Below are 15,148 nucleotides of genomic sequence, written 5' to 3'. Positions count from 1 at the left end.
CTGTACCCGCCCCGTGGGGGGGGCGGTGACCAGGCCGGCGGGGTCACAGGCTGAACAGCGTGCGACGGGCGAAGTCCGCGTCCCGCAACGGCCGGAGCGCGAGCCGGAGCAGCGGCAACGGGTTGTCGTCGCCGGCGATCCGGTTGGTGCTCAGCTCCCCGCAGGACAGGCACTGGTGGACGATCATCCACTCGCCGTCCGGGCGGGCGGACATGCCCAGCGGCTCCATCCGGCCCCGGCAGTCGGCGGCGCGGTCACCGGGGACGCGGCGGTCGACGTGGAGGCTGGCCAGGCAGTTGGGGCAGTGATTGCGGTGGACGGTGCCGGGGGCGTCCACCGGGACGTCCAGCCGGCAGCCGACGCACCGGAAGTCGTTCGCCCGGTGCCCGCCCCCGGCGTGCAGGACGTCCTTGGGGCGTTGCCGGCGACGGCCTTCACCGGTGTTCCGATGTCGTGGCACGGTCGTTCCTCCCTCTTCCGCGGCGGTTCAGAGGGAGCCGAACGCTTCGAGCGGGAACGGCGGCTGGGCCAGCGGCCGGACGGCGATGCGCATCAGGATGAGCTGGTTGTCGTCCCGGCAGACCGGGTTGGACGTCAACTCGTCGCAGCGCACGCAGCGGTGGACGACCATCCAGTCGCCGGTGCGCAGCACGGCGATGGCGATCGGCGACATCCGCCCGTGGCACGCGCTCGGACCGCCCTCGACGTGGTCGAGGACGTGCTGCGAGTGCAGGCAGGACGGGCAGTGGTTCCGCCGCGCGCCGTCACCGGCGAACGTGGACACGGTCAGGCCGCACCAGGCGCAGGCGAAGGTGGCGGTCTGCAGGGTGTTGCGTGGGTTGGTGGTGCTGGACACCCGGGGTGCTCCTTGCTGGAGGTCAACGATGACAGCAAGAGCAGGCCGAGCGGCCTCGACGACGTTCGTCAGGCGGTGTGGCGAGGCGCACTCGGCGCGGTCCGGGACATCAAGACACCCTCTCGGAGGCACGGGGCCGTAGCAGTGGCGGGCAGGCGGAGCGGCGAGCGTAACAACGCCTCCGACGCCCGTGCCACCGAATAATCCCCGGCCGGCCCCGCCCGCCCCGCGGCGCGCCGGTCAGGCGGAGGCAGGGGCGGGGACGGGGCCGGGGACGGGGGCGGAGAGGACGACCGGGTCCCGGGCGAGGTCGGCGAGCAGGGCGTCCAGCTTCGCGCGGTCCACCGAGGGCATCAGGAAGACGTGCGCGTAGCCGCGCAGGCTCGTCGGGTCCCCTGGCGTGGTCAGGACGTTCTCGCAGGACAGCGACCACTTGGCGACCAGGTCGGCGCTGGGCTTGCGGAACCGTACGGTGATCGCGCCGGGGGTGCGGGCCGGCCAGAGCTGCGCGCCGGTCTCCGCCTCCAGCTCGTGGAGCCGGCGCTCCAGGTGGGCGGCCAGCTCCTGGGACCGGCGGATCCGGTCGACCTGGTCCCGGTAGGAGTGCCGGGAGAGGTGGTCCCAGAGCACCAGCGGCGAGAAGCCGTTGCGGGAGCCGGCGAAGGTGCTGTCCGGGGCGCCGATGTACTCGGGCTGGGTCGGCGGTTCGAGCTGGTACTTGGTCTTCGTCATGAAGACGCCGCACGGCCACGGCACCCCGGCCCACTTGTGGCCGCTCATCGCGATCGACGCGACCATGTCGACCTCGCCGGCGGTCCGGCTCGGCAGGGTGAGGCCGAAGTCGAACTCCGGTGCGCCGGCGCCGGGTTCCGGTGCCCAGCCGTACGCCGCCGGGTCCTCGGCGGCCATCCGCAGGAACGGCGCGTACCCGGCGCCGAGCGCGCCGTCGACGTGGATCCAGAAGCCCCGGCGGCCGCCGTCGCGGGCGTCCGCGCCCGGCAGCAGGCCGTGCCGCTCGAAGACCGGCAGCAGCCGCTCGCACGCGCCGCGGACGTCGTCGTGGGCGCCCTTGAACGTGCTTCCGAGGTTGAAGTTGACGAAGACCGGGTGGCCCTTCGCCGCGAAGAACTCCACCAGCACCGCCAGCGCGTCCACGTCGACGGCGCCGGGCCCGTCCCAGGAGGTGCCGGACGGGCCGGGCAGCGAGGGCACCTCGGCGGGCCAGTCGCCGCCGAGCGGGCACTCGTCCGGGTAGTCCGCCGTGCCGACCGCGTGGAAGGTGTCGACGCCCAGCACCCGGACGGCCTTGGCGAAGGAGTAGTGGGTGTCCTCCGAGTAGAACGCCACCGGGCGGGGCGCGCCGGGGCGGCTCAGGTAGTCGCGGGCGTTCCAGAGGGCGTACATGTTGCCCTCGGTCGAGCCCATGGACAGCATGTAGCCCCAGTACGACTCGGGGTCGGCCGGGTCGTACGGGCGCCCGGCGTGCCAGAGGCGCGCGTAGTAGTCGAGCACGGCGCGCTCGACGACCTTGGTGTTCGGTTTGTAGCCGCCGCTCTGGAACGGGTCGCCGAGGTTGTTGATGTTGCTGAGCATGAAGCGGGCGAGGTCGAGGGCGCTGCCCGCGAGCTCCTGGGTGGCCTGGTAGCCGACCAGGTGCCGGCGCTTGCGCGTCAGGTACCCGTCCATCCGGTCGAGGGCGCGCAGCCGCTCGCCGTCGGTGAGCCCCTCGGCGGGTATCGCGAAGTCCCCGCTCTCCGGCGCCGCGTCGACGTGGACCGGGGCGGCGGGGGCGGTGGTGGCAGGGCTCATGGGTGCGGCGCTCCGGGTTCGCTGAGGGCAGGCGGGGGCAGACGGGGGCCGCCGGCGGCGGACGGCCGTGGCCGCTCGCCCGCCAGGATGGAACTTTCCGCTGCCCCGGCGAAAGCCTTCCGCAGAAGATTCGGAATCGGCCGCGCCTGCCTTGCGGATCTACGGCACGGTCGGGGACGCTGAGCGGCGTGCCGAATTTTCCGCAGGCCCACCGGGCGCCCATCGACGACACCGACCGCGCGATCCTGCGCGTCCTCGCCGAGAACGCCCGCACGCCCAACAACGCGCTCGCCGAGGCCGTGGGCATCGCCCCGTCGACCTGTCTGGCGCGGGTGCGCGCGCTGCGCGAGCGCGGCATCGTCCGCGCCTTCCGGACGGAGATAGACCCCGCTGCCATCGGGCTGCCCCTGCAGGCGATGATCTCGGTCCGGCTCCGGGCGCACACCCGCGAGCGGATCGAGAGCTTCCGGAGCACCGCCCCCGATCTGCCGGGCGTCCTGGCGGTGTTCCACATGGCCGGGTCCGACGACTACCTGCTGCACGTCGGCGTGGCCGGCCCGGAGGAACTGCGCGACTTCGTCGTGGACCACCTCACCACCCACCCCGCGGTGGCGCAGACCCGGACCAACCTGATCTTCGAGCAGATCCCGGGCCGCCGCTACCTGACCGGGTGACGGCGGCCCGGGCCCCGCTCCCGGGCGCCTGCCGCCCGGGGCCTGCCCGCCTACCGCCCGTCGGCGTACAGGGCCTGGACGGTGGCGTAGGCGGGGGTGTCCACCGGTCCGGCGGGGCCCGGCGCGCCGGCGCGGACGGCGAGCGCGGTGGAGACGGCCGCGGCGAGGGCGGTGCGGTAGAGGTAGGAGCCGAGGCTGACCCGGGCGACACCCAGGGCCGCGAGTTCGGGGAGGGTGGGACCGGTCGGGGTGTAGAGGATGTTCAGCGGGAGGGCGAGGGAGCCGCAGAGCCGCCCGATCGCCCCCCGGTCGGTGAGGCCGGGGACGAACAGGCCGTCGGCGCCCGCCAGTTGGTAGGCCGCGAGGCGGCGGTCGGTCTCCTGCACGGGGTCGGGCAGAGAGAGCCAGTGGGTGTCGGTGCGGGCGTTGACGAACAGGTCCGGAGCGGCGGCCTTGATCGCGGCGATCTTGGCGGCGTGCACGGCGGCCGGGGTGAGCGTGCCGTCCGGACGGCCGTCCTCCAGGTTGATGCCGACGACTCCGGCCTCCGCCAACTCGACGGCGAACGCGGCGACTTCGCCCGGGTCGTCGCTGAAGCCGTTCTCCACGTCGACCGAGAGCAGGTACCGCCCGGAGCGGCCGAGGCGGCCGGCCAGCCGGAGCGTCTCGTCGCGGGTCGCCGCCGCGCCGTCGGGCAGTCCGGCTGCCGCCGCGACACCGAGGCTGGTGGTGCCGATGGCGTCGAAGCCCTGCTCGGCGAGGACGGCGGCGGAGGCGTGGTCCCAGGCGTTGGGCAGCAGCAGCGGCTCGCCCGGACGGCGGTGCAGGGCGGCGAACCGGGTGTCGAGCGGACGGTGCTCGTGCGGCCGGTGCTCGCGCGGGGAGTTCTCGTACGAGGAGTTCTCGTGCGGGGCGGTGCTCATCGGGCGGTGGTCCTCTCGTGCGGACGGAGATCGCCGACGGCGTTCGCGTAGTACGCGGACTCGGCGGCGTGGAAGGCGAGTTGACGGAACGACCAGCCCGTTCCCGGCGAGTGGTCGAGTTGCTCGGGGGTGAGCGCGCCGAGCCGGACGGCCCAGATCCGGGCCAGCCGGGTGAGCCGGCTGCGGGCCTCGTCCAGGTCGGCCGCGGTGAACGGCGCGAGGTCGGCGGGGGTGGTGGTCGCGGAGGCGTGCCAGTGGTCGGGCCGGGTCGGCTCGCCGGCCAGCCGGGCCTCCAACTCCGCCAGGTGGTCGAGGAGATGGTCGGTGACCCGGCGAATCGCCTTGTGCGGGGTGTAGGTGCGGCCGTCGGCGGTGGCCGGGCGGCCGTCCCAGCCGGTCCACGTCGCGGCGAGCGCGAGGACGTGCTCGACCATGGCGGGCACCAGCCCGACGGGGTCCCGGTCGTCGGTGGCCGGAGCGGCCCCGGCCTCCTCCCCCGCCGGCCCGGCGGAGGCACCGTGCAGAATGCCCGCCGCGATGGCGAGCGCGTGCGTCCGGCCCGGGCAGAGCCTCGGCGGGGCGCCGAAGGTCAGCGGCGGCAGGTCGGGACGGTCCGCCTGGGCGGCCGCGACGTCGAGCAGCACCTGCGCCCCGGCCGGGACGGGCACCCCGCCCACCTCGGTCGGCCGGACGGCGAGGCGGCGCATCGTGCGCACCGGCGGGTCGTGGCGCAGCGCGGCGGCGACCGGATCCCCGGCCCCCGCGCCGGCCGCCCGCGCGTGCTCCACCAGGGTGGCGGTGGCGTCGCAGGCCTGGACGAGCAGCCCGATCCGGTGGGCGGCCCGCGCCGCGTCCCCGGCTTCCGTGCCCGTGCGCGCCCCCTGCCCCGTCCGCGCCGTCCCCATGCGCGGCAGCAGCCAGGCCACCGCCGCATCGGCCTCCGGGTCCTCGGGCCGCTCCACGAAGTACGACCGCGCCACCACCCCGACCGCCCGGGCCACCGCCTCCGGCTCCGCCAGCCCGAGCGCCTGCGCGAGCACCCGGACCGTCCGCAGCCGCACGTCCGCCTCGAACCCGGCCGCCGCCGCCGACCGCAGCGCGCCCGGGTCCAGCCCGGCGAGGTCCGCCTCGACGTACGCCCGCCGGACGGCGTGCCGCTCGCCCGCGCTGAACCGGGCCACCGCGGCCCGCAGCCAGGCCAGGCCGCCGGCCGGCCCGGACTCGGCGGGCGGCGGCACCAGCGCCGGATCGGCGAGCGCGGCGGTGACGTCCTCGTACCGGGCGAAGGAGACGTCGACGGTGGGGGTGGAAGCGGTGGGATCGGCCATGCGCCCCACGCTAGGACCGGAACGTTTCGGCCCCCGCCGAACCGTGTCCGCGGCACCATGGAGGCATGACCCTCGCCCACCTCGCCGGTCTGCTCGCCGACCCGACCCGCGCCGCGTTCTGCATGGCCCTGCTCGACGGCCGCGCCTGGACCGCCGGTGAGCTGGCCCGGCACGCCCGCGTGGCGCCGTCCACGGCGAGCGAGCACCTGTCCCGGCTGATCGCCGGCGGCCTGCTGGCCGAGGAGCGCCAGGGCCGTCACCGGTACGTCCGGCTGGCCGGCCCCGAGGTCGCCACCCTGATCGAGGACCTCGCGTCCTTCCCGGTCCCCGCCGGGCCGGCGGACCGGCCGCCGTCGCCCGCCGCCCCCGGTTCGCTGCGCGAGGCCACCCGCACCAGCGCCGAGGCCCGGGCCCGCACCTGCTACGACCACCTGGCCGGGCGCCTCGGCGTGGCCGTCCGCGACGCCGTGCTCGCCCGCGGCCTGGTGGCGGACGAGGACGGTCCGGCGCTCACCGGGCGCGGCCGGTCCTGGCTGGCCGAGCTGGGGGTGGAGCTGCCGCCCCGGGCCGGACGCTCCGGCGGCCGCCCGGTGGTCCGCACCTGCCTGGACTGGACGGAGCGGCGCAGCCACCTGGGCGGCGCGTTCGGGGCGGCGCTCTGCCGGACGGCGCTGGACCGCGCCTGGGTCGAACGGATCGGCTCCGGCCGCGCCCTGCGGGTGACCCCGGACGGCGAGAGCGCACTGCGCGAGCTGCTCGGCGTCGCGCTCTGAGCCGCCGAGCCGCCGAACCACCGAACCACCGAACCACCGAACCACCGAACCACCGAACCACCGAGCCGCCGAGCCGCCGAGCCCCCTGGGACTCCCCCGCCCGCTCAGCCCATCGTCTTCGCGCCGTCCAGCGCCTCCCGGATGATGTCGGCGTGGCCCGCGTGCTGCGCCGTCTCCGCGATGACGTGCAGCAGCACCCGCCGCACCGACCAGGCGGCCCCCGGCTCGAACCACGGCGCCACCGGCAGCGCGTGCGCCAGGTCGAGGTCCGGCAGGCCCGCCACCAACGCGTCCGTCTCGGCGGCCACCCGCTCGTAGGCGGCGAGCAGCCCGGCCAGGGTCTCGTCCCCGGTCATCCGGAACTGCCCGGCCCAGTCGACCGGCTCGGCCTCCATCGCCGCCGCGCCGTCGACGGCGAACCGCATCCAGCGCGCCTCCGTCCCGCTGACGTGCTTGATCAGCCCGCCGAGGCACAGCTCGCTGACCGTGGTGCGCCGGGCGGCCTGCTCGTCGGTGAGGTCGCGGACGGTGTACCGCAGGAAGCCCCGGTGCCTGTCCAGCGCCCGCAGCAGGTCCGCCCGCTCGCCGTGGAGGGCGGTGCCGCCGGAGGTCACTCCGGCACCGTCACCGGCATGTCCCCCGACGTCCTCCCGAGGTCGATCACGCCGAACGCGGCCCCCTGCGGGTCGCCGACGGCCGCGAACCGGCCGAACGGGCTGTCCATCGGGCCGAAGTACAGCTTCCCGCCGCGCTCGGTGATCCTGGCGACGGTCGCGTCGCAGTCGTCCACCGCGAAGTACACGCTGAGGTAGTTCGGCGCCTGGGGCGGCAGGTCGTCGGGGCCCGCCTGCATCCGGCCCAGCACCGGCTGCTCCCGGACGTCGTAGATCTTGTAGTCGACCTGCTCGGACTCCATCCGCTTCACCGTGTACGGGAAGACGGCGGGGAAGAAGCCGTCCGCGGCGGCCCCGTCGCGGGTGATCACCTCGGCCCAGGTGTACGCGCCCGGCGCGCCCTGCTTCTCGAAGCCCTCGTGGGTCCCGGCCTGCCAGACGCCGAAGACGACGCCCGCCGGGTCCTTGGCGATCACCATCGAGCCGAACTCGCCGACCGTCATCGGGCCCATCAGCACCTCGCCGCCGTGGCCGCGGATCCTCTCGGCGGTGGTGGCGGCGTCGGGCGAGGCGAGGTAGAGGCACCAGGCGGAGGTCACCTCGCCGCCCTGGTCCGGCATCGGCGGGACGATCGCGGCGACCGCCTTGCCGTCGGAGTAGGCCTGTGTGTAGTTGCCGTACTCGGTGGAGGACTCGCCGAAGGTCCAGCCGAGCACGTCGGCGTAGAACGCCTTGGCGCCCTCCGGATCGGCGAACATCGCGTCGGCCCAGCAGGGCGTTCCCTCGGGTAGCGCAGCCATGACGAAGCCCTCTCGTGTGACGTTTGTCCCGATTCGTCACCCTAGCCAGTCCCCCACCCGTCCGCGCGCGCAAAGGCGGCGGCCCGTCGGGGCCGGAACCCCCGGCGGACCGCCGCACATCCGTCGCCCCCGCTACCCGACCGCTACCCGACCGCCGCCCGGCCGAGCGCGCCCGCCGGCGTGGCCGCCGAGGTCCCCAGCCCGGTCGGCCGCAGAAGCAGGGCGCCGACCGCCCCGCCGCCCGGCTCGACCGCCTCCTGCGCGAGGGTCCCCGGCGCCTCGGCCGCCTCCCGCCCGAAGTGCCGCAGCAGGTCCTCCTCCCGGTACCGCCGGCAGCCCCGGTGCCAGGCCAGGATCCCGGCGAGCCAGTTCTCCAGCTCCTTGACGTACCCGGCGAGCACCGCCCGGGCCGGCCCGTCCAGCGCGAAGTCCTCGAACAGGACCGGGAACTCCTCGGCCACCACGTGCCGGAACTGGTCGAGCCGCGCGTGCATGAGGTCGTCGACGATCCGCACCGCCGCCGGGTAGTCGCAGGTGAAGAAGTTCTGCACCACCAGCGCGGCGTTGTGCACCTCGCCCTCGAACTCGATCTCCTTCTGGTAGGAGAACAGGTCGTTCATCAGGCAGGCGTAGTCGGCGACCGCGTTCTCCAGCGAGCGCATCGGCCCGCTGGCGTAGACCTCCGGCGGCACCACGTTCCCGTGGGCCAGCCGGGACAGGCTCATGGTGAGGTCGGAACCGAAGGTGGAGCGGCGCATCTCCAGGTAGTCGACCGGGTCCGGGATCCGGTTCTGCACCTGGTTGTTGAGCTCCCAGATCCAGCTCAGCGTCATCTTCTCGACGGCCTCGCGGAGCTTCCCGCGCGCGTCGGCGGCCATCGGCCCGGCGGTCCGCTCCCAGAGGTCCGCCAGCCCGCGCTCCAGCGCGGTGAGCGGCTCCGCGGCCGGCTCGCCGTCGACCGGCATGAGCAGGAGGAAGCGGGCGTGCGCCGCCTTGGCGCCGGCCAGGTCGCCGCTCCGGCCGAACGCCACCGGGAAGTAGTCGTCCGCGTACGTTCCCCAGGCCAACCAGTCGGTGGTGAGGTCGAGTTGGTCGACGGAGGCGTCCGGGTGGATCCCGGCCGCGCAGAGCGCGAGGTCGTAGTCGGCCATGCTCTCGGCGGTCCACAGACCCGCGGTGGGGTCCCCCGGCCGGATCCCCAGCAGGCCGATCCGGTCCGCCCAGGCGAGCGTGTGCAGCCGCGAGGACTCCAGGTAGGGGCTCGGGTCGACGGTGAACGGCAGCCGGAACTCCGGCAGCCGCGACGGGCCGACGGCCTGGAACGGCACGTGCGCGTGCGAGCGCGCCCGCCGCACCCCGGGGTCGACGTCCCCGCGCGAACCGCCGACCGGGCCCGTCCCGGGCGACTCCAGCGACGCGCCCGTACCCGCCGTGCCACCCTTCAGCGCCTCCAGGAGCCCGGCCAGCGGCGACTCCCCGACCGTCGGCGCCCAGGCCTTCGTCACCGGTCCCGACCGGCTCAACGAGCCCAGCTCACCGGCGAGATCGTCCAGCGCCCCGCCCGGCTTCAGCACGTCCAGCGCCGAGGTCCCCACCCCGCCGATCGCGAACGGGTCCCACCAGGTGGCGGCCCCCGCCGAACCGGCCGGACCCGCCGGGTCCGCCGCCGCCCCGCCGTCGTTCATGTAGCGGCTGGAGCGCAGGTGCCACTCGTGGCCGCCGGCCTGCCAGTCCTGGAGGCCCTTGACGTAGGCCAGCACCCGGGCGCAGCCCTCCGGGTCCAGCCCGGTGTCCGCGAACAGCTGCGGCAGTTCGGTGAGGACGGTGTTCTCGAACTGCTGGAGGCGCGAGGTCAGCAGGTCGTTGACGGCGTCCGCCGCCTCCTGGGTCGTGCACTCCAGGAACGTCTCCAGCACCAGGACGCCGTTGCTGAGTTCACCCTCGTCCTCGACCTCGCGCTGGTACGAGAAGAGGTCGTTGCGCAGGTGGACGCCGTCCGAGAAGGCGTCCATCAGCACCCGCAGCGGCCGCGCCCCCGACACCTCCGCCGGCACCTCCGCCCCCGCCGCGTACTCGATCAGCCCGGCCGACCACGGCGCCCCGCCCACCTTGCGGCGCATCTCGATGTACTCCACGGGGTTGGCGATCCGCCCCGCGTTGATGTTGGCCAGCTCCCAGAGCGACTCGTTGAGCAGGTTCCGGGTGCTCTCCGCGAACCGGACCCGCCAGTCCTCCCCCATCGACGGCACGGTGCGCCGCCACAGATCGGCGAGCCCGGCCTCGACCGGGTTGACCGGCTCGGGCACCTCCGCCCCCGGATCGGCCGGCATGAACAGCGGCAACCGGTCCAGGTACGCCTTCCCGCCCTCCCGGTCGTTGCTCCGCTTGAAGACCTCCAGGAAGTGGTCGTCGAAGAAGAACACCCAGACGTACCAGTCGGTGACCAGCGACAACGCCTCCGCGGACGCGTCCGGATGGGTGTACGCGCAGAGCAGCCCGTAGTCGTGGGCGTCCAGGTCCGCCCTGGTCCAGACCCCCGACCCCTCCAGCATGCCCATCTCCCGGGCCCACCCGGCGGAATGCTCCCGCGCCTCGTCGAGATGCGGATTGAGCCGCGCCGGGTGCGGCACGTAGAAGGACGGCAGTTCGAACGGCTGGGACACCGGGCGAGCCTTTCTGGACGCGTCGACGAGGCCGACTCAGCTTTACCCGACTTCAACGATCTCAGCCGGAGAACCGGAACAGTCATATGAGATCGCCCGGCTCCCTCGAACACCTGCCCAACTCCCCCCTCTCGATTAGCTCACCCGTGCGACTGGTCGGCCCCACCCCACCCATCCTCGCCCTGCCCCTGCCGACGTGTTGGTAGGGTCCGCGAACGGCACCGACGCTTTCCGACGTTCGACGACCGACAAGGGGATCAGCCGCCGTGAAGTACATCGAGGTCGAGCAGAAGTTCCGACTCCTCAGCCCCGTGCAGGAGTTGAAGGACGTCCTCACCAACCTCGGTGCCGTGCCCGGGAGTCCGGCGCGGCAGGTGGACACGTACTACAACGCGCCGCACCGGGACTTCCTCGACAACGACGTCGTGTCGGAGTGGCTGCGGGTGCGGGTGGAGGAGGGGGTGGCGTCGGTCAACTTCAAGCGGTTCCATCCGGTCGCGTCGCCGGTCAAGACGCACTGCGACGAGTACGAGAGCAGCGTCGGCGATGCCGAGGCCGTGCGGCGGCTGCTGGGTTCGCTCGACTTCGCGGAGCTGACCGTCGTCGACAAGACGCGTGAGGAGTGGCACGTCGACGGGATCGCCGTCGCCTTCGACAGCGTGGCGGGCCTGGGCGAGTTCGTCGAGTTCGAGTTCAAGGGCGACGCCGACGGCGTCGAGCAGGCCACCGCCCGGCTGGAGGCGTTCATCGCGGCGCTCGGGGTCGAGCTCGGCGGCCGGATCCACCTCGGCTACCCGCACATGACGCTCGGTCTGGAGTAGGCGGCGCCCGGCCCTCGCACCCTCCGACGACGAACCACCCCCTGGTTTCAAGGAATCACCAGGTCATGGCGTGTTGACGCGACCCCCTCCTCGCCCGTCCAGCAGACTGGGCGCGACCCGAGTCCACGCTCCGAGGAGGTCGTCCCATGAACGTCACCGTGCGGCTCGCCCAGCAGCCCGAGGCCGACGAGCTGCTCGGGCGGAGCCCGCTCGCCGCGCTCGTGGGGATGCTGCTGGACCAGCAGGTGCCGATGGAGTGGGCGTTCACCGGGCCGCTCACGATCGCCCGGCGGCTGGGGCACGAGGACCTCGACGCGCACGAGATCGCCACGTACAACCCCGAGAAGTTCGTCGCGCTGTTGTGCGAGAAACCGGCGGTGCACCGGTATCCGGCGGCGATGGCGAAGCGGGTGCAGCAGCTCTGCCAGTTCCTGGTGGCGCAGTACGACGGCGACGCGGGCGCGCTCTGGAAGGAGGTCGCGACCGGGCGCGAGCTGCTCAGCCGGCTCAACGCCCTTCCGGGGTTCGGGAAGCAGAAGTCGCAGATCTTCCTCGCGCTGCTCGGCAAGCAGTACGGCGTGCGGCCGGAGGGCTGGCGGGAGGCGGCGGGGGTGTACGGCGAGGAGGGGTCGTTCCGCTCGGTCGCGGACATCACCGGGCCCGAGTCGCTGGAGCAGGTGCGCGTCACCAAGCAGGAGGTGAAGCGCGTCGCCAAGGAGGAGAAGGCGGCGAAGGAGGCGCAGGCGAAGGCCAAGGCCCGGGTCTGAAGGGCACCGCCGGGCTCCGGGAAAACCCGTTGCCCGGACGTCCCCGTACGAGCGACGCTCGGCCCATGACCGATGCCGCCGCCCCCGCCGTGTCCGCGCTCTTCGCCCCCGACGGACGACTGATCGCCGTGCCGCGCCGCACCGCCCGACGCGAGCAGTTGCTCGACCACCTCGCCCGGACGCTCTTCGAGCCGGACCGCGCCTACTCCGAGCGCGAGGTCAACGACGCCCTGCGGACGGTCCACGACGACTTCCCGGCCCTGCGCCGTCACCTCGTCGAGGGCCACCGCCTCACCCGCGCCAAGGACGGCAGCAGCTACCGGCGCACCGCGGCCTGACGGGCGCACCGCGGCCGCCGCCGGGGGAGCCCGCCGGCGTGCGGGTCACGGCCCTCCCCGGGTGCGCGAAGGCCCCGGTCGCGCATGCCGCGCGACCGGGGCCCGACGCCGCCGGGTGCCGGGACGCCTACACCAGGACCGGCTCCCGCTCGGCCTTCCCGGCGGCGGCGGGAGCGGCCCCGCCGGCCTTCCGCCGCCCGGGCAGCGCGAACATCAGCAGGAACACCACCACCAGCACCCCGAGCACCCACCACATCGCGTGCTGGAACGCGACGGTGAACGGCTCGCCGGCCACCGTCCCGTCCGGCACCGCGCCGAAGAAGGCCACCGAAACCAGGCCCAGGCCGAGCGCCAGGCCCACCTGGTTCACCGTGTTGATCAGCCCGGACGCCGAACCGGCGTGCTCCCGCGGCACCTCCGCCAGCACCGCGTCCGTGATCGGCGCGACGATCAGGCCCATCCCGGCGCCCATCACCACCAGGGGCAGCGCCATCTGCCAGGGCGCGATGCCGGTGCCGTACCGGTGCGCCTCGCCGATGTAGACGAGCACGCCGAGCGCCATCACCAGCGCGCCCGCCTGGAGCACCTTGCGCCCGAACCGGGGGACGAGCTGCTGCACGGAGACGCCGGCCGCCGTCGAGCAGGCGAGCGAGAACGGGATGCCGGTCGCGCCGGCCTTCAGCGGGCTCCAGCCGAGGCCGAGCTGCATGTAGAGGGTCCAGACCAGGAAGAAGATGCCGGTGACCACGCCGAAGGTCAGCTGGACGCCGATGCCCGCCGCGAAGGACTTCACCCGGAACAGCGAGAGCTCCACCAGCGGCGAGCCGTCCCGCCGCGTCTTCACCCGCTCGTAGGCGACGAACAGCGCGAACACCGGCAGGCTGCCGACCATCACCAGGTGGCCCCAGAGCGGCCAGCCGGCCTCCCGGCCGTGGGTCAGCGGGTAGATCAGCATCAGCAGCGCGGCACTGGCCAGCACCACGCCGGGCAGGTCGAGCTTCAGGGCGCGCTCGGCCTTCGACTCGTTGATGAAGACCCGGCCGAGCAGCAGGCCGGCGATGCCGACCGGCAGGTTGATCAGGAAGATCGGGCGCCAGCCGAGGCCGAACACGTCCCACTCCGTCAGCAGCGCGCCGATCAGCGGACCGCTGACCGCGCCGAGCCCGACCACCGCGCCGAACAGGCCGAACACCTTGCCGCGCTCCTCCGCCGGGAAGGTCGCGTGCACGATCGACAGCACCTGCGGCACCATCAGCGCCGCCGTCCCGCCCTGCAGGATCCGCATCGCGACCAGCATCTCGGAGCCGCTCGCGAAGCCGCACAGCGCCGAAGCGAGCGTGAAGCCCGCTATTCCGATCAGGAACAGCCGCTTCCGGCCGTAGATGTCACCCAACCGGCCACCGGTGATCAGACCGATCGCGAAGGCCAGCGCATAGCCGCCGGTCACCCACTGCACGGCGGAGAACGACGCACCCGTGGACTCCTGGATGCTCGGGATCGCGATGTTCACGATCGTGACGTCCACCAGGTCCATGAAGGAGGCCGTCATCACGATCGCCAGCGCGATCCACCTCCGCCGGTCCGAAACCCTGCCCACCACGCCCTCGCCCACCACACGCTCCTCGTCGCCGTTCCTCGTCAGCACGTCGACGAAGTTAGAGGGTGACTAGGTCAGGTCCTGACCGCGACTTCCGGCACCCTGGATCCCATGACCGACACCCCGGCACGACTCCTCAGCCTGCTCTCCCTCCTCCAGACCCCGCGCGAGTGGCCCGGCAGCGAGCTCGCCGAGCGGCTCCGGGTCAGCCCGCGCACCATCCGCCGCGACATCGACCGGCTGCGCGACCTCGGCTACCCGGTCGAGGCCACCATGGGGCCGGTCGGCGGCTACCGGCTGGTCGCGGGCACCGCGATGCCGCCGCTGCTGCTCGACGACGAGGAGGCCGTGGCCATCGCGGTCGGCCTGCGGGCGGCGGCCGGGCACGCCGTGGTCGGCATCGAGGAGGCCTCGGTGCGCGCCCTCGGCAAACTGCTCCAGGTGCTGCCCGCCCGGCTCCGCCACCGGGTCGCCACCCTGGACCGGGCCACCCTCCCGCTGCTCACCGGGGACGGCCCGACCGTCGACCCGGAGGACCTCACCGTGCTGGCCAACGCGGTCACCAACCGCGAGCGGCTGCGCTTCGCCTACCGGGCCGGCGACGGCGCCCAGACCCGGCGCCAGGTCGAACCGGAGCGCCTGGTCTCGGCCGGCCGCCGCTGGTACCTGGTCGGCTTCGACCTCGACCGGGACGACTGGCGGCTGTTCCGGGTGGACCGGATCGGCGAGCCCTTCGCCACCGGTGCCCGCTTCACCCCGCGCCCGCTCCCCGCCGAGGACGCCGCCGCGTACGTGGCGGGCAAGCTCCGGCGGCAGTCCCCCACCCCGACCCTGGACGCCACCCTCCACCTGCCCGCCGACGAGGTCCGCCACCGGCTGGGCGGCCACGGCGACGCCGACGAGGTCGAGCCGCTCGACGAGCACACCTGCCGCTTCCGCTCGCACACCGACGCCCCCGACTGGCTGGCCGTGCGGCTCCTGATGCTCGGCTGCGACTTCGAGGTCCACTCACCGCCGGAGATGCGCACCCGCCTCCGTGACCTCGCCGCCCGCGCCACCCGCGCCGCGGACCCGGCCGGGCGCGCCGGCTGACAGCGGCCCGGGCCACCCAGGCCACCCGGGCCACCCGGGCCGCCGCGCCCGCCGGGGCCCGACGGCCGCCGGACCCGGACGGTCCCGGCGGCG

At 74.2% G+C, this 15,148-nt stretch carries 15 protein-coding genes; 6 read left to right on the top strand and 9 right to left on the bottom strand.

What is annotated here, in order from left to right; genetic code table 11:
• Positions 1-43: 43 nt before the first annotated feature.
• The 3 genes from ACFXAM_RS14875 to ACFXAM_RS14865 form a co-directional block, all read right to left on the bottom strand.
• Positions 44-460: an RNHCP domain-containing protein gene (locus ACFXAM_RS14875; protein WP_380291102.1), complete on the bottom strand. Its 417-nt coding sequence runs from the start codon at positions 458-460 to the stop codon at positions 44-46.
• Positions 461-487: 27 nt separating this feature from the next.
• Positions 488-856, bottom strand: coding sequence for an RNHCP domain-containing protein (locus ACFXAM_RS14870; protein ID WP_380291100.1), 369 nt, complete (start codon positions 854-856; stop codon positions 488-490).
• A gap of 240 nt (positions 857-1,096) precedes the next feature.
• Entirely contained in the window at positions 1,097-2,665 is a 1,569-nt protein-coding gene (locus ACFXAM_RS14865) for a histidine decarboxylase (RefSeq protein ID WP_380291098.1), read from the bottom strand.
• 188 nt (positions 2,666-2,853) lie between these two features.
• Between ACFXAM_RS14865 and ACFXAM_RS14860 the strand changes: the two genes are divergently transcribed.
• Positions 2,854-3,339: an Lrp/AsnC family transcriptional regulator gene (locus ACFXAM_RS14860; protein WP_380291096.1), complete on the top strand. Its 486-nt coding sequence runs from the start codon at positions 2,854-2,856 to the stop codon at positions 3,337-3,339.
• Between the two features lie 50 nt (positions 3,340-3,389).
• On the opposite strand, the gene ACFXAM_RS14855 is transcribed toward ACFXAM_RS14860, so the two are convergent.
• Positions 3,390-4,262 carry an isocitrate lyase/phosphoenolpyruvate mutase family protein gene (locus ACFXAM_RS14855; protein WP_380291094.1) on the bottom strand — a complete coding sequence of 291 codons (873 nt, stop codon included), beginning with the start codon at positions 4,260-4,262 and terminating at the stop codon, positions 3,390-3,392.
• Positions 4,259-4,696, bottom strand: a complete 438-nt coding sequence (locus ACFXAM_RS14850) for a hypothetical protein (RefSeq protein ID WP_380291146.1) — start codon at positions 4,694-4,696, stop codon at positions 4,259-4,261. Before ACFXAM_RS14850 ends, ACFXAM_RS14855 begins: the two co-directional genes overlap by 4 nt.
• 959 nt (positions 4,697-5,655) lie before the next feature.
• Here ACFXAM_RS14850 and ACFXAM_RS14845 point away from each other — a divergent pair.
• Complete coding sequence (locus ACFXAM_RS14845) at positions 5,656-6,363, top strand: ArsR/SmtB family transcription factor (protein ID WP_380291092.1); 708 nt, start codon at positions 5,656-5,658, stop codon at positions 6,361-6,363.
• 104 nt (positions 6,364-6,467) lie between these two features.
• Here ACFXAM_RS14845 and ACFXAM_RS14840 read toward each other — a convergent pair whose 3' ends face one another.
• From ACFXAM_RS14840 to ACFXAM_RS14830, 3 genes are all read right to left on the bottom strand, one after another.
• A complete protein-coding gene (locus tag ACFXAM_RS14840; RefSeq protein WP_380291090.1) occupies positions 6,468-6,977 on the bottom strand; it encodes a DinB family protein in 510 nt (169 codons plus the stop codon).
• Positions 6,974-7,777, bottom strand: coding sequence for a VOC family protein (locus tag ACFXAM_RS14835; RefSeq protein WP_380291088.1), 804 nt, complete (start codon positions 7,775-7,777; stop codon positions 6,974-6,976). The genes ACFXAM_RS14840 and ACFXAM_RS14835 overlap by 4 nt, the downstream gene beginning before the upstream one ends.
• Before the next feature lie 143 nt (positions 7,778-7,920).
• Positions 7,921-10,440, bottom strand: coding sequence for a germacradienol/geosmin synthase (locus ACFXAM_RS14830; RefSeq protein ID WP_380291086.1), 2,520 nt, complete (start codon positions 10,438-10,440; stop codon positions 7,921-7,923).
• Positions 10,441-10,706: 266 nt separating this feature from the next.
• Between ACFXAM_RS14830 and cyaB the strand changes: the two genes are divergently transcribed.
• The 3 genes from cyaB (at position 10,707) to ACFXAM_RS14815 (ending at position 12,366) form a co-directional block, all read left to right on the top strand.
• Positions 10,707-11,261 carry a class IV adenylate cyclase gene (gene cyaB, locus ACFXAM_RS14825; RefSeq protein ID WP_380291084.1) on the top strand — a complete coding sequence of 185 codons (555 nt, stop codon included), beginning with the start codon at positions 10,707-10,709 and terminating at the stop codon, positions 11,259-11,261.
• A 146-nt stretch (positions 11,262-11,407) separates the two neighbouring features.
• Positions 11,408-12,028, top strand: coding sequence for an HhH-GPD-type base excision DNA repair protein (locus ACFXAM_RS14820; protein ID WP_380291082.1), 621 nt, complete (start codon positions 11,408-11,410; stop codon positions 12,026-12,028).
• A gap of 65 nt (positions 12,029-12,093) precedes the next feature.
• Entirely contained in the window at positions 12,094-12,366 is a 273-nt protein-coding gene (locus tag ACFXAM_RS14815; protein WP_380291080.1) for a DUF2087 domain-containing protein, read from the top strand.
• A gap of 127 nt (positions 12,367-12,493) precedes the next feature.
• On the opposite strand, the gene ACFXAM_RS14810 is transcribed toward ACFXAM_RS14815, so the two are convergent.
• A complete protein-coding gene (locus ACFXAM_RS14810; RefSeq protein ID WP_380291144.1) occupies positions 12,494-13,915 on the bottom strand; it encodes an MFS transporter in 1,422 nt (473 codons plus the stop codon).
• Between the two features lie 159 nt (positions 13,916-14,074).
• Here ACFXAM_RS14810 and ACFXAM_RS14805 point away from each other — a divergent pair, with 159 nt between their 5' ends.
• Positions 14,075-15,055 (top strand): helix-turn-helix transcriptional regulator, encoded by a 981-nt coding sequence (locus ACFXAM_RS14805; protein WP_380291078.1) that lies wholly within the window; start codon positions 14,075-14,077, stop codon positions 15,053-15,055.
• Positions 15,056-15,148: the final 93 nt, after the last annotated feature.

The organism is Kitasatospora sp. NPDC059462 (assembly GCF_042749955.1).
Classification (GTDB): domain Bacteria; phylum Actinomycetota; class Actinomycetes; order Streptomycetales; family Streptomycetaceae; genus Kitasatospora.
The sequence above is the reverse complement of the archived record's forward strand: the minus strand, read 5'-3'. Positions and strand labels throughout refer to the sequence as shown.